General features: G+C 70.1%; 25 protein-coding genes. 9 read left to right on the top strand and 16 right to left on the bottom strand.

Annotation, left to right across the window (positions count from 1 at the left end; genetic code table 11):
* Positions 1–43: 43 nt before the first annotated feature.
* Positions 44–769, bottom strand: a complete 726-nt coding sequence (locus tag AB5J53_RS08115) for a lysophospholipid acyltransferase family protein (protein ID WP_369244931.1) — start codon at positions 767–769, stop codon at positions 44–46.
* A gap of 1,188 nt (positions 770–1,957) precedes the next feature.
* Positions 1,958–2,605, bottom strand: coding sequence for a TetR/AcrR family transcriptional regulator (locus AB5J53_RS08110; protein ID WP_369244930.1), 648 nt, complete (start codon positions 2,603–2,605; stop codon positions 1,958–1,960).
* A 62-nt stretch (positions 2,606–2,667) separates the two neighbouring features.
* Between AB5J53_RS08110 and AB5J53_RS08105 the strand changes: the two genes are divergently transcribed.
* The gene (locus AB5J53_RS08105) at positions 2,668–3,144 is read left to right on the top strand and encodes a VOC family protein (RefSeq protein WP_369244929.1); all 477 of its coding nucleotides are present in this window, start codon (positions 2,668–2,670) and stop codon (positions 3,142–3,144) included.
* The gene (locus tag AB5J53_RS08100) at positions 3,141–3,503 is read left to right on the top strand and encodes a hypothetical protein (RefSeq protein ID WP_369244928.1); all 363 of its coding nucleotides are present in this window, start codon (positions 3,141–3,143) and stop codon (positions 3,501–3,503) included. The genes AB5J53_RS08105 and AB5J53_RS08100 overlap by 4 nt, the downstream gene beginning before the upstream one ends.
* A gap of 640 nt (positions 3,504–4,143) precedes the next feature.
* On the opposite strand, the gene AB5J53_RS08095 is transcribed toward AB5J53_RS08100, so the two are convergent.
* Positions 4,144–5,142 carry a sigma-70 family RNA polymerase sigma factor gene (locus AB5J53_RS08095; protein ID WP_369244927.1) on the bottom strand — a complete coding sequence of 333 codons (999 nt, stop codon included), beginning with the start codon at positions 5,140–5,142 and terminating at the stop codon, positions 4,144–4,146.
* Between the two features lie 195 nt (positions 5,143–5,337).
* On the opposite strand from AB5J53_RS08095, the gene AB5J53_RS08090 reads away from it, so the two are divergent.
* Positions 5,338–6,084, top strand: coding sequence for an SDR family oxidoreductase (locus AB5J53_RS08090; RefSeq protein WP_369244926.1), 747 nt, complete (start codon positions 5,338–5,340; stop codon positions 6,082–6,084).
* A 75-nt stretch (positions 6,085–6,159) separates the two neighbouring features.
* On the opposite strand, the gene AB5J53_RS08085 is transcribed toward AB5J53_RS08090, so the two are convergent.
* Positions 6,160–6,342: a hypothetical protein gene (locus tag AB5J53_RS08085; protein WP_369244925.1), complete on the bottom strand. Its 183-nt coding sequence runs from the start codon at positions 6,340–6,342 to the stop codon at positions 6,160–6,162.
* Between the two features lie 99 nt (positions 6,343–6,441).
* Positions 6,442–6,930, bottom strand: a complete 489-nt coding sequence (locus AB5J53_RS08080; protein ID WP_369244924.1) for a hypothetical protein — start codon at positions 6,928–6,930, stop codon at positions 6,442–6,444.
* A gap of 636 nt (positions 6,931–7,566) precedes the next feature.
* Between AB5J53_RS08080 and AB5J53_RS08075 the strand changes: the two genes are divergently transcribed.
* Positions 7,567–7,839 carry a hypothetical protein gene (locus tag AB5J53_RS08075; protein WP_369244923.1) on the top strand — a complete coding sequence of 91 codons (273 nt, stop codon included), beginning with the start codon at positions 7,567–7,569 and terminating at the stop codon, positions 7,837–7,839.
* A gap of 25 nt (positions 7,840–7,864) precedes the next feature.
* On the opposite strand, the gene rocD is transcribed toward AB5J53_RS08075, so the two are convergent.
* From rocD to AB5J53_RS08060, 3 genes are read right to left on the bottom strand one after another with little or no spacing between them, the layout of a single operon-like run.
* Complete coding sequence (gene rocD / locus AB5J53_RS08070; RefSeq protein ID WP_369244922.1) at positions 7,865–9,091, bottom strand: ornithine--oxo-acid transaminase; 1,227 nt, start codon at positions 9,089–9,091, stop codon at positions 7,865–7,867.
* Entirely contained in the window at positions 9,088–9,966 is an 879-nt protein-coding gene (ddaH, locus tag AB5J53_RS08065; RefSeq protein ID WP_369252110.1) for a dimethylargininase, read from the bottom strand. The genes rocD and ddaH overlap by 4 nt, the downstream gene beginning before the upstream one ends.
* Positions 9,967–10,025: 59 nt before the next feature.
* Positions 10,026–10,529, bottom strand: coding sequence for an Lrp/AsnC family transcriptional regulator (locus AB5J53_RS08060; RefSeq protein WP_189184385.1), 504 nt, complete (start codon positions 10,527–10,529; stop codon positions 10,026–10,028).
* Between the two features lie 123 nt (positions 10,530–10,652).
* Here AB5J53_RS08060 and AB5J53_RS08055 point away from each other — a divergent pair, with 123 nt between their 5' ends.
* The 4 genes from AB5J53_RS08055 to AB5J53_RS08040 all read left to right on the top strand — a co-directional run bounded on the left by AB5J53_RS08055 (position 10,653) and on the right by AB5J53_RS08040 (position 14,970).
* Positions 10,653–11,408, top strand: coding sequence for a LytR/AlgR family response regulator transcription factor (locus AB5J53_RS08055; protein ID WP_369244921.1), 756 nt, complete (start codon positions 10,653–10,655; stop codon positions 11,406–11,408).
* A 10-nt stretch (positions 11,409–11,418) separates the two neighbouring features.
* Positions 11,419–11,778 (top strand): hypothetical protein, encoded by a 360-nt coding sequence (locus tag AB5J53_RS08050; protein WP_369244920.1) that lies wholly within the window; start codon positions 11,419–11,421, stop codon positions 11,776–11,778.
* Between the two features lie 3 nt (positions 11,779–11,781).
* Positions 11,782–13,524, top strand: a complete 1,743-nt coding sequence (locus AB5J53_RS08045) for a cation acetate symporter (protein ID WP_369244919.1) — start codon at positions 11,782–11,784, stop codon at positions 13,522–13,524.
* Between the two features lie 240 nt (positions 13,525–13,764).
* On the top strand, positions 13,765–14,970 hold the full coding sequence (locus AB5J53_RS08040; protein WP_369244918.1) for a sensor histidine kinase: 1,206 nt from the start codon (positions 13,765–13,767) through the stop codon (positions 14,968–14,970).
* Between the two features lie 3 nt (positions 14,971–14,973).
* On the opposite strand, the gene AB5J53_RS08035 is transcribed toward AB5J53_RS08040, so the two are convergent.
* From AB5J53_RS08035 to AB5J53_RS08005, 7 genes are all read right to left on the bottom strand, one after another.
* Complete coding sequence (locus AB5J53_RS08035; RefSeq protein WP_369244917.1) at positions 14,974–15,132, bottom strand: hypothetical protein; 159 nt, start codon at positions 15,130–15,132, stop codon at positions 14,974–14,976.
* Positions 15,133–15,225: 93 nt separating this feature from the next.
* Positions 15,226–17,289: a serine/threonine-protein kinase gene (locus AB5J53_RS08030; protein WP_369244916.1), complete on the bottom strand. Its 2,064-nt coding sequence runs from the start codon at positions 17,287–17,289 to the stop codon at positions 15,226–15,228.
* A gap of 39 nt (positions 17,290–17,328) precedes the next feature.
* Positions 17,329–18,759, bottom strand: a complete 1,431-nt coding sequence (locus tag AB5J53_RS08025; protein WP_369252108.1) for a DUF6777 domain-containing protein — start codon at positions 18,757–18,759, stop codon at positions 17,329–17,331.
* A 237-nt stretch (positions 18,760–18,996) separates the two neighbouring features.
* A complete protein-coding gene (locus AB5J53_RS08020) occupies positions 18,997–19,950 on the bottom strand; it encodes a cytochrome c oxidase assembly protein (protein ID WP_369244915.1) in 954 nt (317 codons plus the stop codon).
* Positions 19,951–20,088: 138 nt separating this feature from the next.
* A complete protein-coding gene (locus AB5J53_RS08015; RefSeq protein WP_369244914.1) occupies positions 20,089–21,114 on the bottom strand; it encodes a 6-phosphofructokinase in 1,026 nt (341 codons plus the stop codon).
* Positions 21,115–21,375: 261 nt separating this feature from the next.
* Positions 21,376–22,104 carry a type 1 glutamine amidotransferase gene (locus AB5J53_RS08010; protein ID WP_369244913.1) on the bottom strand — a complete coding sequence of 243 codons (729 nt, stop codon included), beginning with the start codon at positions 22,102–22,104 and terminating at the stop codon, positions 21,376–21,378.
* Between the two features lie 19 nt (positions 22,105–22,123).
* The gene (locus AB5J53_RS08005) at positions 22,124–23,362 is read right to left on the bottom strand and encodes a MurT ligase domain-containing protein (RefSeq protein WP_369244912.1); all 1,239 of its coding nucleotides are present in this window, start codon (positions 23,360–23,362) and stop codon (positions 22,124–22,126) included.
* Positions 23,363–23,516: 154 nt separating this feature from the next.
* Here AB5J53_RS08005 and def point away from each other — a divergent pair, with 154 nt between their 5' ends.
* Positions 23,517–24,056 (top strand): peptide deformylase, encoded by a 540-nt coding sequence (gene def / locus AB5J53_RS08000; RefSeq protein WP_369244911.1) that lies wholly within the window; start codon positions 23,517–23,519, stop codon positions 24,054–24,056.
* 188 nt (positions 24,057–24,244) lie between these two features.
* Here def and AB5J53_RS07995 read toward each other — a convergent pair whose 3' ends face one another.
* Positions 24,245–24,889, bottom strand: coding sequence for a TetR family transcriptional regulator (locus AB5J53_RS07995; RefSeq protein ID WP_369244910.1), 645 nt, complete (start codon positions 24,887–24,889; stop codon positions 24,245–24,247).
* Positions 24,890–25,018 lie beyond the last annotated feature (129 nt).

The raw sequence follows: 25,018 nt of genomic DNA, 5'->3' as shown, positions 1-25,018 counted from the left end.
TCCCAGTGGATTTAGCCCTCGGCAGATTCGCCGGGCCCGCGGGTCAGCTCAGCGGCATCCGCGGGAACGAGCGGGCCTTCGCCGCGCTCTCGGCGGCTTCCTCGGCCTTGACGACGGCCGCGTACCGGTCGACGTACTCCTGCTCGGAGAGGGTGAGGATGGCGTACATGATCTCGTCGGTGATGGCACGCAGGACGGCCTTCTCGTTCTCCATCCCGGCGTAGCGGGAGAAGTCGAGGGGCTTGCCGAAGCGGATCACGACGGGATGGATGTTCGGGATGACCTTGCCCGGGGGCTGGGCCTCGAAGGTGCCGATCATCGCGCAGGGAATCACGGGGACTTGGGCCTTGAGGGCCATCACCGCGACGCCGACCTTGCCCTTGTACAGGCGGCCGTCGTGCGAGCGGGTGCCCTCCGGATAGATGCCGAGCAGTTCGTTCTTGCGCAGCACGCCGAGTCCTTCGCGGATCGCGGCCTGGCCCGCCTCCTTGCCGGAGCGGTCCACCGGGATCTGCCCGGCGCTGCGGAAGAAGGCGGCCGTCAGCCGGCCCTTGATACCGGGGCCGGTGAAGTACTCGGCCTTCGCGAGGAAGGTGATCCGCCGCTTGAGGATCGCGGGCATCAGGAAGTGGTCAGAGAACGACAGATGGTTGCCGGCGACGATGGCGGGGCCCGACGGCGGGATGTTCTCAAGGCCCTCGATCCGGGGCCGGAAGACAAGCCTCAGCAGCGGCCCGAGAAGGACGTATTTGAGGACGTAGTAGAACATGGGGTCGCTCCTCACTCTGGCGGATCGGCTCAACCGCCGCGTTCTAGCAGGTCAGCGGGCATGCGGTGGGGTGTCAGTTTATGTGCAGGTGTGGTCGGGTGGAACCGTGTCTGTTCGGACTGATGCTGCCCCTTTGCCGACTTTTCTGACGATCCGTCAGGGTGGTGCGTCGGGGTCGTTCTCGCGCAGGCGGGGATGACCGCCGGACCAGGTTGCTGCTGCTGGCCGGTAGAGATCAACCTGATGGCGCAGCGTGGCGCAATCTCTGTTGATCGGTGGCAAGCATGTGGCCCTTGTATCGGTGCTCCCTACCTGCTGTGTCCGAGTTTTCGTGAGCTTGGTGGTACTCCGGATGCCTCCTTCGGACATGAGTGAGCTCCGCGGGGCTGGAGTGGCAGCGCTTCCTCGGGGGAGGAGCCGGGGGCGATCTTTCCTGGGCCCGGTCAGACGGCTGGCTCGGGGGCTGCGGCGCGTCGGGCGGCGGCGATGTGGGGAATGACCCGAGCACGGGTGGGGAATTTCAAGGCTCTGACCGGAGTTTCGTGAAGCCGTTGATCAGGATGGCTGCGGAGTGGGCCACGGTCGGCCGTCAGGTGCCGTGGCGGGGCGGCCGGCCAGTACGTAGTCGACGTACTCGTCACCTGCCATGGACTGGTTTACCCAGCGTTCGCGCACAGCTCCGGTCCGGGTCTCGGCAGCGTCCAGGGCGGCAAGCGGATCGTTCGTGATTGCCAGAACGAGGCCGAAGTCCTCTTCCTCGCCGTCGAACAGCGGTGGCAGCGAATCCAGGTCGCCAGTCAGGGGTTCGCAGTCGAGAGCGGCGTGCAGATAGACCTCGCAGGTCCCTTGTGCCGGCCGTATCTCGAGCCAGTGGATTCCGAGCCGCTCGGAGCTTCCGGACGGTCCGAGGAACTGCTCGACGGAACGACCCCGCTTGAGGGCACCGAGGATGAATGGTTCTGCCAGTTAGCGCACGCCGGAAGACTACGGCTTGATGAGAATGCGGTTCCGAAGGAGATCGAAGGAAGCTCGTCCGTACATTGCCCTCTTGCTGTCGCCCAACGCTCCGGGATTCACGGCCCCGCGGAGCGCACGCGGTTTCTTCAAGCGCGCGTCGCAGGGTTCCGGCAACTCTTTTCGTGCTGCCGGTACGCCGTCGACCGCGGCGCGACGATTTCGCGGCGTGTGTCAGCCCAGCAGCTCGCTGATCAGAACGCGCTCCAGCCAGGCGCGGTAGTTCTTGGCCGGCCAGCGTCGGTGGCGGCGCAGCAGTTGGTGCATGTGCGGGGAGCCCAGGGCGTAGAAGATGTCGGCCGCCGTGGCCGCGTCGAGGCCTGGTCGCAGGGTGCCCTGTTGTTGAAGGGCTGTGGTGAGTGCCAGGTAGACCTTGTGGGTTGCCTGCGCGCCGGCGTCGGCGGCTGCGCGCATGTCCGGGTCCGCTCCGGCCGCCTCGACGCTGACCATAATCAGATCTCCGGCGCGTTCCAGCAGTTCAGTGACGTAGGCGACGGTGTCGGTGATGGCCGCTCGAGGGTCGGGTTGCTTGCGAACCGCTTGTATCTCCGGTCGGTCCGATACGGGCACCGGCTCCTCGTCGCCCACGGTCGCGACCCCGAGGGTGTGGCCGAACAGCGCCGCCTTCGTGGGGAAGGCGTCGTAGAGGGTGCGCTCGCCGACCCCTGCCAGTGCCGCCACCTCCTTCATCTTCGTGGCGGCGTAGCCCTGCTCGGCGAACAGCTTGGCGGCCGCGGCTCGGATGCGGGCGCGGGTCTGTGCCGCCGAGGCGGCCCGCTTCGTCGATCGGTACTGCCTCGTGTGCTTGACGGGGTCGGTCATGAGGAGCATTCTAAGGCCAATTAGCCGCAGTAGAGCTGCGGTGAAAATGGAAGGGTCGCACCATGCCTGAGCTTGCAGGGATCCACCATGTGAAGATCCCCGTCACCGACCTCTCCCGCTCGCTGGACTGGTACGGCCGCGTCTTCGGCCTCAAGGTCACGCTGAAGTTCCCCGACGCCGACGGAGTCGAACGGGGCGCGGCAGGCGAGATGCCGGGGCTGGGCCCTGTCCTCGTCGCGTTCCGCGAGAACCCGCAGGCGGCGCGCGGCTGCCAGGGCTTCGACCCCGTCAGCTTTGCCGTGCAGGGGCGGGCCGACGTGGAGGCCTGGGCCGCGCACCTCGACGCGCAGGGCGTGGCGCATTCGCCCCTTATCGAGGCGTCCATCGGCTGGCTGCTGGTGTTCAACGATCCCGACGGCCTCGAACTGCACCTCTACAGCTGGGCTGCACACGGCAACGACCACTCGGCACGCCCGGGATACGGGCGCTCGGTCACCAGCACGGCCACCGGCACCGACCTCGAAGGGAGCACCTCATGAAAACCATCAGGACCGGCCTGGTCCTCGCGATCCTGCTCGGCCTGAGCGACGTACTCAGCGTCCTGATCACCGACGGCGAGCACCCGCCCAGGGGCGTCGCCATCGCCACGACGGTCCTCGGCGTCGTCACCCTCGCCGCGGCGGTCCTCGCCTGGAGGGGCAACCGCACCGGCTTCACCATCACCGCCGTCACCCGCGTGATCTCGGCCCTGTCCGCCGTCCCAGCCCTGATCGTCGATGACGTCACCGCTGGGATCCGCATCGTCACCGCGATGTCCATCGCGCTGACCGCGGTCTTGCTGGTCCTGATCCGGCCCAGCCGGTACCGCTCCGCCACGGCGCCGGCCCACGCCTCCTGAACCGTCATCGGAACGAAGGACGCGAGGCGGAGGAGTCCTGGACGGCCACTCCACAGGCCACTGCCGCCACGCACCATGCCTGCCACATCCCAAGCGCCGACCACTGTTGAGCGCCACCCGCTCGCGAGCGGCGCTCTCAGAGGGCCTGGCCCGCCTCTCACCGAACGCCATCAGGTGACGTCGACGGTGAATGATTACCTGCTTGTGAACCTGAGCGGCTCCGGTTGCTCTGGCCATGAACGACCGTGATGTGGTGTCACCGTTCGGGGGCGTGGATGCAGCAGCTCGCAGCCTTGGGTGGCCGCAGACACAGGGGCTTCCAGCTGTGGATTCCTCTCGTGGCGTGGTTCAGCTTCCACTCCAGAGCCTGGGCGAGCAGCTAGGAAAAGTGGGCGGCATCAGTCCGTGGCAAGGCATCCGACATCCACAGTGCCCCAAGCGGCTTCTCACCGAGGCCACGCCGCCAGAGTTCGACATGACGCTCGCCGCCTCGCCCACCACGAACCGTATGAGCTGTAACTACGTTGACCACAGATGGTGTTGACGTTAACCGGCATGTCGTTGTGCCATGGGGAAGAATTCCGAGTGCGGTGTGGGGCTGTCTGAAGTCAGCTCCTCAACCAGAGGTCTTCGTGTCACGCTAGTCGAGCGTCCGAGGCAGACCGAGGTACGGGGCGAGCGTCGTCTCGAACCGAGTCAGCTCGCACATACGGTCGCCGGCGAGGCCGACCACGACGACTTCCCTGACATGCAGGCCCCCGGTGACGGGGTCGCGGACGTACGCGCCCCACGCCGGCTGACCGTTCGCCCGCACGGGCACCATCCGGTCGATCCGCCGCCAGTGGGCGTGGATCGCGGTGAAGAAACCATGCACCGCCGCGGTGCCGCGGTACTCGAATGGCAGGGGCGGCATGCGCACCCACGCGTCGTCGGTCATCAGCGCGACGAGCGCGTCGACGTCCAGTTCGGTGAAGGCCGCGACGAAGCGGTCGAGCAGCGCACGCTCTTGCGGCGCGCCGGGTGGGGGCGGCGACGGCTGGTCGGGCGAGTGAGCGATGTCGATCGTCGCGCGGGCGCGCTTGAGTGCGCTGGTCACCGCGTCTTCGGTGAGCCCGAGCAGCTCGGCGGTCTCCTTCGCGCGGTACCCGAGCACGTCGCGCAGCAGCAGCACGGCGCGCTGGTTCGGCGGCAGCAGCTGGACGGAGGTGACGAACGCGAGCGAGATCGCCTCGCGGGATTCGTACCGGGCCTCGGGCCCCGGCGCCTGATCGGGCAGTCCCTCCAGCAGCGCGTCGGGATACGGCTGCAGCCACGGCACCTCGCCCAGGCGGGTCGGCTCCGGCGTCGGCACTGGCAGCGGCGCCGCGCTCACCGGCCGTCGTGCGGACGACCGCAGCAGGTTGAGGCAGCGGTTGGTGGCGATGCGATAGAGCCAAGTGCGGATCGACGAGCGCCCCTCGAAGCCGTCGAGGCCGAGCCACGCCGCCAGGAGCGTCTCCTGCAGCGCGTCCTCGGCGTCCTGCAGCGAACCGAGCATGCGGTAGCAGTGCGCCTGCAGTTCGCCGCGGTGCGGCTCGACCAGGGCGGTGAACGCGTCCCGGTCGCCGGCGCGCGCCCGCCGGAGCAGTTCTGCCGACATCTGCCACCTCCGTCTGGATCGTCTCTGTGTACTGACACCGACGGCCGGCGGAACTGGTCACCTCCAGTGCGCCCAGTTTCGGACGCGCCCTGTGTCTGTCCCATTGAACGCGTCCGCAACCGCGACCCGCGCAGCAGCGGTGTCGGCTCGGTACGGCGTCTGGATGCCCGCGAGGGCGGAACAGTGGAGGACACAATGAGCGATCTGTCCAGCAGGACCACCATCGTCGTCGGTGCGAGCCGCGGCCTGGGCCGCGGGATCGCCACGGCCTTCGCCGCGGCCGGCGCCCCAGTGGTCGCCGTGGCCCGCACCGCGGCGGCGTTCGCCGAGCCGGCCAACGGCGGCCGCACCATCCAGCAAGAGGCCGCCGATGCCGGCGACGCCACAGTGGCGGGCAGCCTCCTCGACCGCCATCAGCCGGAGGTCGTCATCCTGGTGGCCGGCGCAAGCCCGCTGATGCGTCCGCTGCAGCACCACACGTGGGAGACGTTCTCGGTCAACTGGCACACCGATGTCCGGATCGCCTTCCACTGGCTGCGCGAGGCTCTGCTCAAGCCGCTGCGACCCGGCAGCAGGGTGATCGTCGTCAGCAGCGGCGCCGCGCTGGCCGGGTCGCCGCTCAGCGGCGGGTACGCCGGCGCCAAGGCCACCCAGCACTTCATCACGGGGTACGCCCAGGACGAGGCGAAGCGCGCCGGTCTGGGCATCACCTTCACCGCCGTACTGCCCCGGCTCACGCCGCTGACCGACCTCGGTCGGCCGGCGGTTCGGGCGTACGCCGCTCGCAGCGGCCAGTCCGAGGAGGAGTACCTCCAGCAGATGGGCGAGCCGCTCACTCCAGAGGTCGCCGGCGCCGCGCTGGTGGAGCTGGTACGGGCGGATGCCGCCACCGTCGCCCCGGGTTACCTACTGACCGGTGCCGGGCTGCAGAAGCTGCCCTGACCCGGCCCACGCCGCGAGCACGGACAGGGCGCGGCCCGGCAGCGTCTTCGTCCACATCGCCCGGCGCACTGGCGACTACATCGCCCGGCGCACCTGCGACGCCCGGAAGTCGTCGCCGCTCAGCTCGGCCATCGCCTCTCCGGCAGTACGGCCGTGAGCGGCGGCAGCGGCTTCCCGTTCCACGATGCCGGGGGCGTGGCCGGTGGCCGCGAAGTGGCGCAGCACGGCCTGCTGGACCTCGCGCAGTCCCCCAGCCACCGGAGCGAGGGGCCCCCGCCCGCCGCGGCCGACGACATCCACCGGCGGGCACACGCAGTCCGCGGCGGCATCCGCCGTATCCAGCGCGTGCGCCGCAAGTCAGCGACGCTCGGTTGAAACGTCCGCCCCGACCGCGACCGGCTCGTGGTCCGACCTGGACAGCAGTTTCGGCGTGGCGCCATGGGCTGCCCGGTCGCCGAGCCAGGCAAGGAACGCAAGGACAAAGAGCCCCTCGACGAGCAAGGACAGGGGGCCGTATGGCGGCTCCCAGCCGGCTTCGTAGTAGCCGCCCGGCAGGCCGACAGTACGCGACAGCGCAAAACCGACGATCATGCCGAGGCTGACGAGTGTCCCGGTCAGCCAAGCGACCAAGGGGTGTTTCATGATGACGAGCGCTACTGCCACAACGAGCATGATGGCGCTCCCCACCACGAACAGGACGCCGATGTAGAACATCTCCTCAAGGTGATCAGGGACGAGGAGCGTGTGCAGCACCGTGTTGCCAACGGCGCAGCACACTCCCAAACCCGTCGAGGTGGCTTCGACCAGACCCGTCGAGGTGGCTTCGACAGCATTGGTGGAGTTCATCGTGACTCCAGGTGTTCAGTGCATGGAGCAAAGGGGCTCTACGGAAGACAGCAATCGGCCGTGTTCCGCCACGCCGATCGACGCAGCATGAGCCGGGTCGCGCGGTGAGCACTGTTGAGGCCTTGTCGCTTGCCAGGCCGCGCACATGGTCGGAGCCTTGGCCATCAAGGCTGCTGCAGGCAAAGAGGATCAGTGCTCCGCGCTGAGCCGACCGGGCCGTACCTGCGATGTCGGGTGACGCTCAGGGACATCGCGCGCTGGTTCGCCATGTGGGTCCCGGCATCGCGGATCTGTTTGTCTGGAGGGGTTGCCTCCTGTGAATGGATACGGAAGACATCCCTCGGTGGATTGCGCTTTCCGAGAATTGCTGCAAGTGGGCTCGCCGCACCGTCACATAGGACTCCACCGAGCTTCCTTGAATGTGGACCATAGGCAGGCCGCCAACACTCGGCCCGCCGGGCCCGCTGCCGCCTCCCGGCAAGCAGAGCGACAGCTCACGCAGCTTTGCAGCTCTACCGATCGATGACGGCAACGGATGCCGGTAGATACGGAACGTGACCTCGATCGACTTGTGGCCCATCCACTCGGCGACGTCCGTGATGCCAGCGGTTCCTCGACTGCGAGCTGCAGCAGGCCGTGGACATCGCCTACGACCGGTTCGCCGCCCGGATCCGCGAATTCGAGGAGACCACCGACACGGAACTGCCCCAGCTCCTCGCGGAACTGGGGCCGGACGTGTCCGAGAACGTCCTCGGGTACGTCAGAACGCTCCAGGACTGGATGGCCGGCGACAACGAGTGGTACCGCCGACCCGGCCGCTCCACGCGAGGGCCCGCGGAGCGCCTCCTCCACGGCCCCACCGGCCTCGGAACCTCCGCCGCCAGGATCGCCTCGCACCAGCGGGGGTGACGCCCTTGCCAGATCGCCGTCGGTGTCAGACCCCTTGCGTCAGGACCTTCTCCAACGCCCCGAGCGCCGACCGGAGTTCCTCGCCGGTGATGGTCAGCGGCGGTGCCAGCCGGATGGTCGAGCCGTGGGTGTCCTTGACCAGGATCCCTTCGCGCATCAGGCCCTCGCTGATCTCGCGCCCCGTGCCGATGGCCGGGTCGATGTCGACGCCCGCCCACAGCCCGCGCGAGCGGAAGCCCTCGACGCCCTTGCCCACGAGCGCCGCGAGGCCGCCCCGCAGCACCACGCCCAACTCTGTGGCCCGGCGCTGGAATTCACCGGTCTCAAGGAGCTCGACGACGGCCGAACCGACCGCCGCGGCGAGCGGATTGCCGCCGAACGTGGAGCCGTGCTCGCCGGGCCGCAGCACTCCGAGCACATCCCGGCGGCCGACCACCGCGGAGACCGGCACGATGCCGCCGCCGAGCGCCTTGCCGAGCAGCAGCAGGTCCGGGACGACGTCCTCGTGGTCGACGGCGAGGGTGGTGCCCGTGCGGCCGAGGCCCGACTGGATCTCGTCCGCGATGAACAGGCAGCCGGTGCGTCGGGTCAGTTCGCGTACGCCGGTGAGGTAGCCGTCGTCGGGGATGACGACGCCCGCCTCGCCCTGAATGGGCTCGATCAGCACGGCCGCGGTCGTCTCGTCGACCGCCGCTTCGAGCGCGGCGAGGTCGTTGTAGGGGACGACACGGAAACCGGGGGTGAAGGGGCCGAAGCCCGTGCGGGCCGTCTCGTCCGTGGAGAAACTGACGATGGTCGTCGTACGGCCGTGGAAGTTGTCGGCGGCCACGACGATCGTCGCCTGGTCCGGTGCGACGCCCTTCACCTCGTACGCCCATTTGCGGGCCACCTTGATGGCGCTCTCCACGGCCTCCGCGCCCGTGTTCATCGGCAGGACCATGTCCAGGCCCGTCAACTCGGCCAGCGACTCGGCGAATTGGGCCAGCTGGTCGTTGTGGAAGGCGCGCGAGGTGAGCGTCAGCCGGTCGAGCTGCTGATGCGCCGCCTCTATCAGCACCGGGTTGCGGTGGCCGAAGTTGAGCGCCGAGTAGCCCGCCAGCATGTCGAGATAGCGGCGTCCCTCGACGTCCTCGACCCAGGTGCCCTCGGCGCGGGCGACCACCACGGGCAGCGGGTGGTAGTTGTGCGCGAGGACGGGCGCCTCGGCGCGGATCAGGTCGGCGGAGGTGCGCGTACGGGTGGGAGCGGTCATGAACGGATCTCCTGAGTGCAGCACTTGATGCCGCCGCCGGCCTTGTGGAACTCCGAGAGGTCGACGGGGACGGGGACGTAGCCGTGGCGTACGAGCTGGTCGGCGAGGGCTTCGGCGCGCGGCGAGATGAAGACGTGGCGGCCGTCCGAGACGGAGTTGAGGCCGAAGGCCATGGCGTCCTCGCGGGTCGCCAGAACCGCGTCCGGGAACAGGCGCGTGAGGACCTCGCGACTGCCCGGCGAGAACGCCTGCGGGTAGTACGCGATGTTCTCGTCGTCCAGAACGAAGAGGGCCGTGTCCAGGTGGTAGAACCGCGGGTCCACCAGCTGGAGGCTGATCACCGGGACGCCGAAGAACTCCTGGACCTCGCGATGGGCCTCGGGGGTCGTACGGAATCCGGTGCCGGCCAGGACGTACCGGCCCGTCGGGACCAGGTCGCCCTCGCCCTCGCATACCGACTCGGGGCGGTAGACGTCGAAACCGGCCGCCTTGAACCAGGTCTCGTACGCGGTGGACTCGGGGCGGCGCTGCGGCGCGTGGAAGAGCGAGCCGAAGACACGGCCAGACAGGACGAGCGCGGAATTCGCCGCGAACACCATGTCGGGGAGGTCGGCGACGGGCTCGACGGAGTCGACCGTGTGCCCGTGGGCGCGGTAGGCGCGGATCAGCGCCTGCCACTGGTCGCGGGCCAGGTCGACATCCACGGGGGTGTCGGGATGCATCCAGGGATTGATCGCGTACTGCACGGCGAAGTGTCTGGGTTCGCAGACGAGGAAGCGCCGGGGGCGCGGCACACGGCTGTCGGGCACAGAGAGGTTCCTCCGCTTCCTGCGGTGTCGGCTGGGGGTGTGCCTCCACGGTAAGAAGCGGGGGATACGGGCGACAAGCGACGAGAGCTGCGCGTGTGCGCAGCTTTGCTGCGCAATCCGGGGGGTCAGCGCACGGTTGCTGCGTCATCCGGTGCGGCGTGGGTCGCGCCCGCCTCCGGGGCCTCCGGCAGCAGGTGGGACAGCACCATGTAGCTGATCGTCTTCCGGATGAAGGGCTCGGCACGGATCCGCTCCAGTACCTCCTCGAAGTGCTCCACGTCCGTGGCGCGCACATGCAGCAGCGCGTCCGCGCCCCCGGTCACGGTCATCGCCGCGGTGATCTCCGGATGGTTGCGGACCACTTCCGCGAGCCGCCGGGGCGGGGCCGCGCCCTCGCAGTACACCTCCACGTACGCCTCCGTGCGCCACCCGAGCGCCGTCGGCTTCACCGTGGCCGTGAACCCGGTGATCACGCCGGTCTCGCGCAGCCGGTCGACGCGGCGCTTGACCGCGGTGGCGGACAGGCCGATCGCCGCGCCGATCTCCGCGAAGCTCGTCCTGGCATTGGCCATCAGGGCCGTGATGATCTTGCGGTCGAGGTCGTCGAACATCGCGGGCTTGCTGTTCATGGCGGCACTGTATCCAGCGCGCCGCCCACGCCCCGTCCGGCGCAACATCCGTGCCGCATCCAGCGGCAACGTCCACGCCCCGCACATGTCCAGTCGCCGGAATCGCTCTTACACTCCACTCTCATGCTGCGCGCGCTCGCCGTCGACGACGAACAACCGTCCCTCGAGGAACTCCTCTATCTGCTGAACGCCGATCCACGCGTCAGCAGCGCCGAGGGCGCGAGCGACGCGACCGAGGCGCTGCGCCGGATCAACCGGGCGCTGGAGTCCGGACCCGACGGGCCCGAGGCGATCGACGTCGTCTTCCTCGACATCCACATGCCCGGCCTCGACGGGCTCGACCTCGCCCGGCTGCTCACGGGCTTCGCCAAACCGCCGCTCGTCGTGTTCGTCACCGCGCATGAGGGCTTCGCCGTGCAGGCCTTCGACCTCAAGGCCGTCGACTACGTCCTCAAACCCGTCCGCCGGGAGCGGCTCGCCGAGGCCGTCCGGCGGGCCGCCCAACTCCGGGACACGGCACCGCTGATTCCTGTGCACGAGCCCGACCCCGACCACATATCCGTCGAACTCGGCGGTGTGACCCGCTTCGTGGCCGTCGAGGACATCACCCACGTCGAGGCGCACGGCGACTACGCCCGCCTGCACACCGCCCAGGGCAGTCACCTCGTACGCATCCCGCTGTCCACCCTCGAAGAGCGCTGGCGCTCCCGCGGCTTCGTCCGCATCCACCGGCGCCACCTCGTCGCCCTGCGCCACATCGGCGAACTCCGCCTGGACGCGGGTACGGTGAGCGTCCTCGTCGACTCCGTCGAACTCCAGGTCAGCCGCCGGCACGCGCGCGAACTGCGCGATCTGCTGCTGCGCCGGACCACGAGCTGAGGAGGGCCGCGTGCCGCAGGACCCGACCGAACGCCGCGTGGTCGTCACCGGTGTGCCCCGGCACACCCGCCGGACGTCCGGCTACTACCGGCCCAGGACCGAGATCGACGAACAGACCACGCTCGGCCACACCTACGTCCGCTCCCTGATGCGCAGTCAACTCCGCGTCGCCCTCGTGGTGTTCGCCGTCCTGGTGCTGCTCGTGGGCCCGCTGCCCCTCGTCTTCGCCGCGATGCCGGACGGCGCGAGCCTGGAGTGGGCCGTGCTCGGATTCTGCGTGTACCCACCGCTGGTACTGCTCGCGCGCTGGTACGTACGCCGGGCGGAGCGCAACGAGAAGGACTTCGTGCGCCTGGTCGAGGACCGCTGAACCGTGGACCAGAACTACGCCGTCCCCGCGGTCGCCCTCGTCGTCGTCGCCACCGTCCTGGTCGGCGCCTTCGGCCTGCGCATCTCCCGGACCACCTCCGACTTCTACGTCGCCTCGCGCACCGTGGGCCCCCGGCTCAACGCGGCCGCGATCAGCGGCGAGTACCTCTCCGCCGCCTCCTTCCTGGGCATCGCCGGCCTTGTGCTGGTCCAGGGCCCGGACATGCTCTGGTACCCGGTCGGCTACACGGCGGGCTACCTGGTACTGCTGCTGTTCGTCGCGGCCCCGCTGCGCCGCTCCGGCGCCTACACCCTGCCGGACTTCGCGGAGGCGCGGCTCGGCTCGGAGGCGGTGCGCCGGCTGGCCGGCGCCTTCGTCGTCGGCGTCGGCTGGCTGTATCTGCTGCCTCAACTGCAGGGCGCGGGACTGACGTTGGCCGTGCTGACCGACGCGCCCGACTGGTTCGGCGGGGTGCTCGTGGCCGTCGTCGTGGTCGCCACCGTCGCCGCGGGCGGCATGCGCAGCATCACCTTCGTGCAGGCCTTCCAGTACTGGCTCAAGCTCACCGCGCTGCTGGTCCCCGCGCTCTTCCTGGTCCTCGCCTGGCAGGCCCACGGCGCACCCCGTGAAACCTTCGACGAACCGGCGACCTTCCGCGAACAGCGGGTCGTACGCGTCGACGACACTCTCGACCTGAAGCTCTCCCGGCCGTTGGGCGTCACGGCCACGGGCGGCGTCGACGGACGGCGGTACGAGGGCGAGCGCGTCGAACTATCCGCGGGCGTCCACCACATCGACCGCGGCACCCGGCTCACCTTCGCCAAGGGCGACCCGGTCCCGGTGGCCGACCGCGGCAGCAACGGCGGCATGTCGACCTCGCTGGCGGCCGGGCGCGAGGAACGCCCGCTGTACGCCACGTACGGACTGATCCTCGCCACCTTCCTCGGCACGATGGGACTGCCGCATGTGGTCGTCCGCTTCTACACCAGCCCGCACGGCGTCGCCGCCCGCCGTACCACGGTCGCCGTGCTCGGCCTGATCGGCGCCTTCTATCTCCTCCCGCCCGTCTACGGGGCGTTGGGTCGGCTGTACGCCCCCGAGCTCAGCCTCACCGGGGACGCGGACGCCGCCGTGTTGCTGCTGCCCGACCGGATGATCGGCGGAGTGGGCGCGGACCTCCTGGGCGCACTGGTGGCGGGCGGCGCCTTCGCGGCGTTCCTGTCGACCGCGTCCGGACTGACCATGGCGGTGGCGGGCGTGCTCACCCAGGACGTGCTGCCCACGCGTGGGGTACGGCACTTCCGGCTCGGCACCGTGCTCGCGATGGCGGTGCCGCTCGCGGCGAGCGTGCTGGTGGGCGGGCTGCCGGTGGCCGACGCGGTGGGGCTCGCGTTCGCCGTCTCCGCCTCCTCCTTCTGCCCCTTGCTGGTACTCGGCATCTGGTGGCGGCGGCTGACCCCGCCGGGCGCGGCCGCCGGGATGCTGATCGGCGGCGGCTCCGCACTGGTCGCGGTCGGCGCGACCATGGCGGGCTATCCGGGCACGGGCTCCCTGCACGCGCTCCTCGCCTGGCCGGCCCTGTGGTCCGTACCGCTCGGATTCGTGACGATGATGCTGGTGTCACTGGCCACGCCGGGCCGGGTGCCGGCCGGGACGGCGGCGATCCTGGCACGGTTCCATCTTCCGGAGGAGTTGGCCGGCGCCCAGGTGCGCGCCACGGTGACCACGAAGGAGGCCGGGGCGTGAGCGGGAGCGGCGGGGGCCGAGGTGTGTGGGGGAGTGGCGGGGCCGGGGCGTTGCGGAGTCGGGCGGGGGTCGAGGCGTGAGGGCGATCGGCGGGAGCGGGGGTCTGAGGAGGACGGGTGGGGGCCGAGGTGTGTGGGGGAGTGGTGGGAGCCGGGGCGTGACGGGCGTCGGCGGGCGGGGAGGCGCGTGGAGGGTCGGCGAGGGGCGAGGTGTGTGCGGCGTGCCGGGGGAGTCGGCGGGATGAGCGGATTCCTCGCGGGGCTCTGTGTCGCCGTGCTGCCGCTGCTCGCCGCCGGTTTCTGGCTCGGCAGGCGCACCGCGCGGCCCGGAATTCTCGGTGGGCTCGGCACCCCCGTCGAGCACGCCACCTTCCAGACCCTGCACACCGCCTCGCTCGCCGCGCCCCCGCTGCGCGCGGGCCTCACCGGGGAGACGGCGGGCCGGTCCGCGCGACGGCTGCGCACGCTGCTCGGCACGGACGCGCTGTGCCTCACCGACCAGGAGACGGTCCTCGCCTGGGACGGAGTGGGGGCGCACCACCGCTCCGAGATCATGGAGCGGCTCGGCGGACCGCTGGAGACCGGCCGAGGCGAGGCCTTCCGGCTGAGGTGCGACGAGCCCGACTGCCCGCTGCGCTGGGCCGTCGTCGCGCCGCTCACCGTCGACGAACGAGTGCACGGGGCGCTCGTCGCCTGCGCGCCCCGCGAGTCCGCCGTCCTCGTACGGGCCGCGGGCGAGGTCGCCCGCTGGGTCTCGGTGCAGCTGGAACTCGCCGACCTCGACCAGTCCCGTACCCGGCTGATCGAGGCCGAGATCAAGGCACTTCGCGCCCAGATTTCACCGCATTTCATCTTCAACTCGCTCGCGGTGATCGCCTCGTTCGTCCGCACCGATCCAGAGCGGGCCCGTGAACTGCTACTGGAATTCGCCGACTTCACCCGCTACTCGTTCCGCCGACACGGCGACTTCACCACGCTCGCCGACGAACTGCACGCCATCGACCACTACTTGGCCCTGGTCAGGGCCCGCTTCGGGGAGCGCCTGTCGGTCACCCTGCAGATCGCGCCCGAGGTGCTGCCGGTCGCACTGCCCTTCCTCTGTCTCCAGCCCCTCGTGGAGAACGCCGTCAAACACGGTCTGGAGGGCAAGACCGACAAGAGCCACATCAGCATCACGGCTCAGGACGCGGGCGCCGAGGCGCTGGTCGTCATCGAGGACAACGGCGCCGGAATGGACCCCGACCGGCTGCGCCGCATCCTCGCCGGAGAGGTCAGCCCCTCCGGCGGCATCGGGCTGTCCAACGTCGACGAACGCCTGCGCCAGGTGTACGGGGACGACTACGGCCTCGTCATCGAGACCGCGGTGGGGGCCGGCATGAAGATCACCGCCCGGCTGCCCAAGTACCAGCCGGGCGTGCACTCGGCGGGGCGGCTGCCCCGGGAGTGACCATCAGGTGCTGCGCGAGGCCACCATCCCCAGCGTGATCAGGCCGAGAACGACCCAGCCGAACCACAGCCAGCCGTTGCTGCCGAGCGCCACCGTGTAGGCCGTCACCACGACGAGCCCACTCACGGTGATCACGCCCATCGTCTTCGTCGAACCGGGCATCGCGACACCCTCCTCCAGGCGGGTCCGCGACGCGGGCCGTGGCCTTGGGCCCATTTTCACCCGGAGGGAGGCGGTTCGCCAGGGCCGGGTGGCCTACTGGTCTGCGTGCATGGGGGCTTTGTCCAAGCGCTCGATGCTGCAGACCACCAGGTACCTGCCCTTCGACCAGATCCCTGTGCTGCGCAGACCATGACTCCAGTAGACGGTGCGGGGGTAGTGGTACTTCTCCGGTGGTGCATCCTTCTCGCACTGCGCGTTCGCCTGGTCGAAGGGGTCCTCGTCCGACGCGTAGGTCGTGAGGTGCGTGATGTCGACGACGCGCCCGACGTGCTCCTTGTCGCAGGCGACCAGCTCGTAGTGATCATTGACCTGTGCGTCGCCGTCGACATGGCCGAGGCAGTCCTTCCGCTGTATCTGGGTGGCGTCCGCGAAGGTCATCCCGTACGGGCGGAGGTCGCCCAGCGGGCCGTACACCGGGCCGTCCTTGCCGACCAGCAGGCACGCGACGTTGCCGCCGGTGGCGCCGAAGCCCTCGCGCGTGGGGACGACGGCCATGCTGCGCACGTTCCACGCGAGCTTGCCCGCGGTCTCCTTCGTCCGCTCCAAGCACTGGTTCTCACCCTGACGCCGCGCGACCTCGAACGAGGGCGCCTTGTACAGCGCCATCACCTGCCCGTCGGGGCGCAGCGCCTTGCAGCTCGGATCCAGCCTGAGACGCGGGACACCCGCCGCCTTCCAGGGAGCGGGGTCACCGAGGACGCAGTCGCCCTTGCGGAGCGGTTCGGAGAGGCCCACCTCGGCGCCGTACGGCAGCTCGGCCTTGTGCGCCATGGCGTACCAGACCCCGCCGGCCGTCAGCCCGAGCGCGAGGAGCACCGCCGTCATGGCTTGCAGGGCGCGCGGGCGCTTGCGTCGCCGCCTGCCGGGACCGGGACCGGGACCGGTGACAGGGGTGGCCGGCCCTCCGTACCAGGGCGGGCCGAACCCCTGGCCAGGCGGAGTGTAGGCACCTGGTCCCGGTGCGGTCGGCGTATACGCAGCTGGTCCCGGCGCGGCCGGCATGTACGCACCTGGTGCCTGGGCGGTGGGCGCGTACGCGGCCGCCGGAGCGGCGAAGCCCTGGTCGCGGGCCGGGCTGCCGGAGCCCACGGCCGTGGGCGTGTACGCGCCCGGAGAGGCAAACCCCTGGTCGCCCACCGCCCCGCCGGGACCCGAAGACCCGTCGGAGGTGACGAGACCGGCCCAGGGCGGCTGCGAGCCCGTGTCGACCCGGGTCGGCGGGTGGGGCTCGGGCGTGATGATCCTGGCCAGCGCCGCCGCCGTGTCCTCCGCGGAGATCCGCCGGGCGGGATCCTTGACCAGGAGTGCCTCGACGACCGGTCGCAGCGCTCCGGCCCGCCGTGGCGGCGGTGGCTCCTCCAGGACCACGGCGGTGATGGCGGCGAGATCGGTGTCGCGGTCGAACGGCCCGTGGCCCTCCACGCCGAAATACAGGGTGCAGCCCAGCGAGAACAGGTCGGCCGCCGCGGTCGGTGGCCCGCCCGTGGCCCGCTCCGGCGCCAGATAACCGGCCGTGCCCACCAGGATGGACGTCCTGGTCCAGCGGGTCTCGGGGGAGTCCGGCTGGACGGAGATGCCGTAGTCGGTGAGCAGGATCCGGGCGCCCGGCGTGCCCGTGCGGTCCGGAGCGAGCAGGATGTTGGCCGGTTTGACATCCCGGTGCATGATGCCGCGCTCGTGCCCGGCGGTCAGGGCGTCAAGGACCGCGAGGCCGATACGAGCACATTCGGCGGGGGCCAGCGGACCGCGCCGGGCGAGCCAGGCGCGCAGATCCTCCGCGCCCGCCACGTACTCCATCACGATCCATGGCAGGCCCTCGTGCTCCAGGACGTCGTGCACGGTCACCACGTGCGGGTGCCCGCGCAGCACCGCCGCGTGCCGAGCCTCGGCGCGGGCACGCGCGATGCGGGACTCGTGCTCCTCATTGCCTTCCGGCAAGTTGCGGAACCTGATCTCCTTGAGCGCGACATCGCAGTCGAGCCGCTGGTCGTGGGCGAGCCACACATGGCCCATCCCACCCGAGCCGACCTGGTCCAGCAGCCGATACCGGCCGGCGATGATCCGGCCCACTCCCGATTGCGGTGATCCTGGTGCCATCCCGTTGCTCCCCGGGTTCTGCGCTGGTTCGTACGCGGATCAGGACGTGCCTCCGGTGAGCCCACCGGAGTCGGTCGCGTCGGTCGCGGAGGAGGGGGCACCGGGTGCGGAGTCGCTGACGCCGGGGTCGACCGAGGAGGAGTCGCTCGACCCCGGCGCGCCGCTGGTCGTCGGCTCGGTGGAGGTGGGGCCGGTCGAGACGGACTCCGAGGGGGTGGACGAATCGCCCGTCGGCGTGTTCGCCGGGGTACTGCCCGACACCGGTGGCGAGTCCGTCCCGCCGGTGGTCGGGGTCGTGGGCGTGGTCGGTGATGTCGTGCCGGGGCCGGTGCTGGACTCGCCCGGTCCGCTGCTGGACTCCCCGGGACCGGTGGTGGATTCATCCGGTCCGGTGCTCGACTCGCCGGGACCGGTCGTGGATTCATCCGGTCCGGTGCTCGACTCGTCCGGACCCTTGGTCGTCCCACCGGATTCCTGGGGAGTGCTCTGCCCGCCGCCGTCGTCGTCGTCGGACTGCACGAACAGCGTCACGGAGGCGCCCCACTCCAGCGTGCTGCCCTGGACGGGCTGGGAGGCGGTGACCTGGGCGTCGTCCGGCGGCAGGGAGTCGCCGTCGTAGGCCAGGGCCAGCCCGGCGCCGGTGAGGTTCCGCGCCGCCTCGGCGAACGTCATGCCGGTGACGGCCGGAACGGTCTGCTGCGCGTGCGGGTCGAAGGACGTGTCGTCACCGTCGACGCCCAGCTCGCGGGCGATCCCGCGATCGGGGTCGTTGACGTCGATGAGCTGGAGCCGGTCGATCTCAGGGTTCCCGGGCGGCGGCTCGACGATCACGATGTGGTCCTGCTGATATCCGGACCACTTCTTGTTTCCGTCCTTGAACTGCACCGAGGTCTTTTTGATGTTCACCTGGGAAGGGCGCAGCGGATTCCCGCAGGAGCACTTCACGGCGGGCAGTCCCTGCTTATCGACCAGAATCGCGATTCCTGCCTGCAACAAGGCGTCGAAGGGGACGGCCTTGCCGTGCTTGTACTCGTGATTCGTCACCAGAGTGTCGTGGCGCAACACGACGGGTGTGAGTTGATCGATGTAATTCGGGATCTCGGCGGTGCTGATATGGAGGATGCGTGCCCATTCCCGTGCCTTCGCGGAGTTCTCCGGAGCGGTGAGGAATTTCTTCAGCTTCGCCACGACGCAGGTGCCGGGCTTGGTCGACCCGCCGAACTCACCGGTGGCCCCACCGCCCTCATCCTGTCCTGGCGAACCGTTGTCCCCGCCCGTGCTGTTCCCGCCCGTGCCGTCCCCGGCCGGGCCGTTCCCGCCGCCCGGTGTGCCCCCGTACAGCCCCGGACTGTTGCTGGCCTGCACCCCGCCTGCCGGCCGTGCCTCGGGGACGCGGGTGTCCCTGCCGAGCTTGCCGTCCTCCTTGAAGAAGGGATCGGCCTGCGAAATCCCCGCGGCGACGGCACGCACTACGAACAACTGATCGGATTTGCTGCATCCGCTGACTATCAGCACGGAAACCAGCAGTAGAGCGATCCTGCGGGCCGTTGATATCCCAGCCCTTTGCATGGACGCACGAAATGTCATGACCGCTCCCCCTGCGGTTTCCCCCGTGGACCCTGCGCGCCGGAAGACCGGACGTAGGGCTTCGCATTCCATGCTACTGAATGGCGACGCCTTTCACGCAACGAGAATAGAAAAGTTAATTCAGCGACCGCGTGTGTTGAGTGAGGCCAGATAGGCGTTGTACGCCTCGAGTTCCTTGTCGCCGTCACGGTCCGCCGCCCGGTCCGTGCGCTTGGCCTGCCGCTGCTCTGAGCCGTACCACTGGAACAGCAGCGCGATCAGCACGAGGACGGAGGGGATCTCGCTGAACGCCCAGGCGATGCCGCCCGCCGCGGTCTGGTCGGCGAGCGCGTCGATGCCGAGCGAGGCGGGCGGGTTCTTGTACGTCTCGACCATCGGAGCGGACGCCATCATCAGTGCGATGCCGAAGAACGCGTGGAACGGCATACCCGCGAACAGCTCCAGCATCCGCAGGAGATAGCCGGGGCGGTGCGGACCCGGGTCGACGCCCATGATCGGCCAGAAGAAGACCAGGCCGACGGCGAGGAAGTGGCACATCATCGTGATGTGGCCCGCCTTCGAGCCCATCAGGAAGTCGAAGATCGGCGAGAAGTACAGCGCGTACAGGCTCGCGATGAACAGCGGAATGGTGAAGGCGGGGTGCGTGATGATCCGCATGTAGCGGCTGTGCAGGAACATCAGCAGCAGCTCACGCGGCCCCTTGTCGCCCCGCTTCGCCGCGACCGGCAGCGCCCGCAGCGCCAGTGTGATCGGCGCCCCGAGCAGGATCAGGATCGGCGACAGCATGCTGATCACCATGTGCTGCACCATGTGCACGCTAAACATGACCATGCCGTAGTCGTTCAGCTTGGTGCACATCACGAGCATCACGGTCAGCACACCGACGACGAAGGCGGCGGTCCGTCCCCACGACCACTTGTCGCCGCGCCGCGCGAGCCGCACGACCCCCCAGCCGTACAGGCCGAGCCCCACCAGGCAGGCGACGAGGAAGAACGGGTCCGCGGACCATTCGAGCCCCCGCCCCAGCGTGAACGGCGGCAGATCCATGGTCATGCCGTGCCCGCTGTGATCCATCCGCCGGCTCCTGATTCTGGGGTACCTCCCCAGGCCCTTTTAAGGCACTGGGGGAGGGTTGTGCGCTGTCTGTCCGCACCAGAGTAGAACTGCCCCCGGTCGCGGCTGCGACCGGGGGCAGTTCCAGCTACGTATGCGTCAGAGCACGCACTCCGCCTCGGCGTACCGCTCGTCCGGAACCGTCTTCAGCGTCTCGACGGCCTCGGCGAGCGAGACCATGACGATGTCCGTGCCGCGCAGCGCGGTCATCATGCCGAACTCCCCGCGGTGCACGGCCTCCACGGCGTGCCAGCCGAACCGGGTCGCGAGAACACGGTCGTACGCGGTCGGCGTACCGCCCCGCTGAACGTGCCCGAGGATCACCGGACGGGCCTCCTTGCCGAGCCGCTCTTCCAGCTCGATCGACAGCTGCCGCGCGATCCCGGCGAAACGCTCGTGGCCGTAGATGTCCTTGCCACCCTCGTCGAACTCCATCGTGCCGGCGCGAGGCTTGGCGCCCTCGGCGGCCACGACGATGGCGAACCGCTTGCCCGCCTCGAAGCGCTCGCCGACCTTGGTGGCCAACTCCTCGATGTCGAAGGGCCGTTCCGGTACGACGATGGCGTGGGCGCCGGCCGCCATGCCGGAGTGCAGCGCGATCCAGCCGGTGTGGCGGCCCATGACCTCCACGACCAGGACACGCTGGTGGGACTCGGCGGTGGTCTTCAGCCGGTCCAGCGCCTCGGTCGCCACGCCGACGGCCGTGTCGAAGCCGAAAGTGACGTCCGTGACCGCGATGTCGTTGTCGATGGTCTTGGGCACCCCCACGATGGGCAGGCCGCTGTCGGACATCAGCCGGGCCGCCTTCAGCGTGCCCTCACCGCCGATCGGGATGATCGCGTCCAGGCCGAGCTCCTCGACATGGCCCTTGACCCGTTCCACACCGTCCCGCAGGTGCGAGGGCTGGACCCGGGAGGAGCCGAGGATGGTGCCGCCGCGGGCCAGGATGCCGCCCACCGCGTCGAGGTCGAGCTTGAGGTAGTCGCACTCCAGAAGGCCCTTCCAGCCGTCCCGGAAGCCGATGACCTCGTCGCCGTGGTCGACGACGGCACGGTGCACGACGGACCGGATGACGGCGTTCAGGCCGGGGCAGTCGCCGCCGGACGTGAGGACACCAATGCGCATAGCCCGAAATACCTTCTCAACGTGGGCCGGAGACCGGACCACGCTGTCCGGCTGGACCCCGCCACCCTACCGGCGGTAGGGGGCGGGTTCGCATCGTGCGTCCGCCTGCTGGACGCGCCCGCACACGTGAGCGGAGGCCCTGTCAGACGGGCTCCCGCCCGCGCCCTGCGGAACCGTTTCTCAAGCGGGTCGCGCGGATCTCCAGCCGGTCAGACAGGCTGCGGTGCGGCGGTGTTTGCGCAGGCTGCTGCGCGGCTGTGTCTACGCAGGCTGCTGCGCAGCCGCGATGCGCTCGTTGCGCAGCGCCTCGTACCACCGGTCGTCGATCGGCGGCAGCGCGTTCACGTCGAGCGCCAGCTTCAGCAGCAGGTCCGCGATCTGCGGGTTGCGGGCGAGGACGGGCCCGTGCATGTACGTACCGAAGACCGTGTCGTTGTACGCGCCCTCGGTGCCGTCGCCCGTGCCGTTGCCCTTGCCGAGCCGCACGTTCGCGAACGGGCGGGCGGTGGGGCCGAGGCGGGTGACGCCCTGGTGGTTCTCGAAGCCGGTCAGCTGGGGCAGGCCGAGGCGCGGGTCGATGTCCGCGAGGACGTCGCCGACGCACCGCTCGCCCTCGCCGCGCACCGAGACCACGTCGAGCAGGCCGAGGCCGGGCTCGCGCTGGCCGAGGTCGTTGACGAACTCGTGGCCGAGGATCTGGTAGCCGGCGCAGACCGAGAAGACGATCGCGCCGTTGCCGACCGCGCGGTGCAGACCGCCGTCGCGGCGCAGGCGCTCCGCGGCGAGCCGCTGCGGCCGGTCCTCGCCGCCGCCGATCAGGTAGATGTCGCCGGAGGTCGGGATCGGCTGGTCGCTGCGCACGTCGAGGCGGGCCACGTCGAGGCCGCGCTGGCGGGCCCGGCGCTCCACGACGAGCGCGTTGCCCTGGTCGCCGTAGGTGCTCAGCAGGTCAGGGTAGATCCACACCAGACGCAGGCTGTTGTCACTCATCTTCTTCGTCCTCCGTGGCTCAGTTGCCGACACGACGCCGCAGATCCTGGAAAGCGGTGTAGTTCGCGATGACCTCGATGCGTCCGGGCGGTGCCATCTGCACGGCCTGGTCGAGGTTCTCGCAGACCTGGAACTGCTGGTTCGCGACCTCCAGGCGCACGGCCAGGTCCAGCTTCCGGTCGCCGAGAACGAAGATCGGGTGTCCGGTCAGGCGCGTGTAGTCGACGTCCCACAGCCAGGAGGTGTCCGTGCCGTCGGCGCCGCGCGCGTTCACCGAGAGGATGACCGGGGTCGGCGGCGGGTCGATCAGGGAGAACGTCTCCAGCCAGCCCGCCGGGTTCTTGGCGAGCAGCAGACGCAGGTCGCGCTGCATGAACTGCACCACGTCGTAGCGCCCGGCCACGGCCTGCACCTGGTACATGCGCTCCAGGGCGACCTGCGGGGGCACGCCGAAGACCGCGGCGACGGCGGCCGACGAGGCGGCGTTCGCCTTGTTGGCGCGGCCCGGCAGCTGCAGGTGGATCGGCCACGCCGAGCCGTGCGGGTCGAGGACGTGGTCGCCGGACAGTGCCCAGGTCGGCGTCGGACGGCGGAAGCCGCACTCGCCGCAGAACCAGTCGTCGCCGGGGCGCTGCATCACACCGCCGCAGGACGGGCAGGACCAGGCGTCGTCCTTCCACATCTGACCGGCAGCCACCCACATGACGTTCGGCGAGGAGGACGCGGCCCACACGACCAGCGGGTCATCGGCGTTGGCGACCACGACGGCCTTGGAACCGGCCAGGCCCTCGCGCCAGTGCTCGGCCATCATCCGGGTCTCGGCGGCCCGGTCGAGCTGGTCGCGGGAGAGGTTGAGCAGGGCGATGCACTTGGGGTCGGTGTCGCGTGCGACACCGGAGAGGTACTTCTCGTCGACCTCGATGACCGCGTACTTGGCGTCCGAACCACCCGCGAGCGCCGAGGTGATACCAGCCGGCATGTTCGCGCCCAGCGCGTTCGACACGACCGGGCCCGCGGCGCGCAGCGCCTCCGCGATCAGACGGGTGGTGGTGGTCTTGCCGTTGGTGGCCGAGACCAGGATCACGTCCAGGTGTGTGGCCAGCCGGGCCAGCAGGTCGGGGTCGAGCTTGAGTGCCACCCGGCCGCCGATCACCGATCCGCTGCCGCGTCCGGCGGCACGCGAGACGGCCGCTGCCGCCTTGCCCGCCGTCACGGCCAGCTTGGCCCGCGGCGTCAGCGGGTCCGAGTTGCCTGACATCGTTTCTCGATCCTCCTTGCGTACGCGCCGCGCCTCTGCCCCCGGCACCGTGTGGGCCTCAGCCTATCGAGATCCACTCACGCGCCCGAATCGCGGCACCACCACGGTGCCCGCGCGACATGCGCGCGCCATCAAGGACCGTACCCTTGCCGCCATGCGACACGGCTCCATCCCGGGCACCCACGGGCGCGTCCGGCCCCTCACCCTGCTCGGCGACCCCGTCCTGCACGCCCCGTGTGAAGAAGTCACGGAGTTCGGCCCCCAACTCGCCGCGCTCGTCGAGGACATGTTCGCGACGATGTACGCCGCGGAGGGTGTTGGCCTCGCGGCCAACCAGGTCGGTGAGTCCGTCCGGGTCTTCGTGTACGACTGCCCCGACGACGAGGATGTCCGCCATGTGGGACATGTGGTGAACCCACGCCTTGTCGAGGCGGACGGTGTGGTGCTGCGCGGGCCGGAGGGTTGTCTGTCGCTGCCCGGCCTGGAGGCGGGCACCGAGCGGTACGACCACGCGGTCGTCGAGGGGTTCACCGTGACCGGTGAGCCGGTGAGCGTGCATGGCACCGGCTGGTTCGCGCGGTGCCTGCAGCACGAGTGCGATCACCTCGACGGTGGGGTGTACGTGGACCGGCTGCGTGGCTGGCGCCGCCGCCGGGTCATGCGCCAGGCGGCGCGGGCGTCTTGGAGCCGCTGAGCTTTGTCTGTCGGCCGCGGGCCGTCGGTGGCTGGTCGCGCCCGCGCGACGGAGCCGGATGATGACGTGGCCCCGCGCCCCTTTCGGGGCGCTCAGCCTTGTCGGTCGGCCGCGGGCCGGTTGTGGCTGGTCGCGCCCGCGCGGCGGAGCCGCATGATGACACGGCCCCGCGCCCCCGTTGCCCGGGGTCAGAACCCCGGCCCGCCGATCTTGTCCCCCGCCGCGGCCAGGCGACCCCACAGCAGATCAGCCAGACTCCGTACCAACTCGGCCCGAGAGCACGGCCGTTCGCCGAGCCACCAGTCCCCGGCGGCATGCATCATGCCGACGATCCCGTGGCCCCACACCCGGGCGAGCTGCTGGCTGCCGGGGCCGAGGTCGACGCGCTCCTCGATGACCTCGGCGAGCTCCTCGCCCATGCGTCGCAGCAACGGCGCGGAGTGCTTGCCCACGTCGAAGCCCTGGTCGCCCGGCTGGCCGCCCTCCGCCGGATGCATGAGGAACCTGTAGACCTGTGGGCGTGCCTCAATGGCCGCCAGATACGTATCGAGCGTCGACTCGACCCGCTCCCGGCGCTCGGCCGGCGCGTCCAGCGCGGCCCGCAGCGCTCCGAGGAGGGCGTCGGTGTGCCGCTTGGCGAGCGCGGCGTAGAGTCCGCCCTTGTCGCCGAAGTGGCGGTACAGGATCGGCTTGGTGATGCCCGCCTCGGCGGCGATGGCGTTCATCGAGGCCCCGGGGCCGTCGCGGAGCACCACCCGGTCGGCGGCTTCCAGCAGCTCGCGTCGGCGGCGGTCGGCGGACCTCTGCTGATCGGTCCGCTGTGTGGTGTCCATGTGCTCTCCCCACCCGTGGTGATTCGGTGACGCCTGCGCAAACTAACACTCATCGGCGTATGGGTATCGAACGGGCTGCCGAGCGCGGCTCGGGAGTTGACTTTTCCTACTGGTCGGTAACACACTCCA

This window comes from Streptomyces sp. R41 (genome assembly GCF_041053055.1).
Taxonomy (GTDB): domain Bacteria; phylum Actinomycetota; class Actinomycetes; order Streptomycetales; family Streptomycetaceae; genus Streptomyces.
The sequence above is the reverse complement of the archived record's forward strand: the minus strand, read 5'-3'. Positions and strand labels throughout refer to the sequence as shown.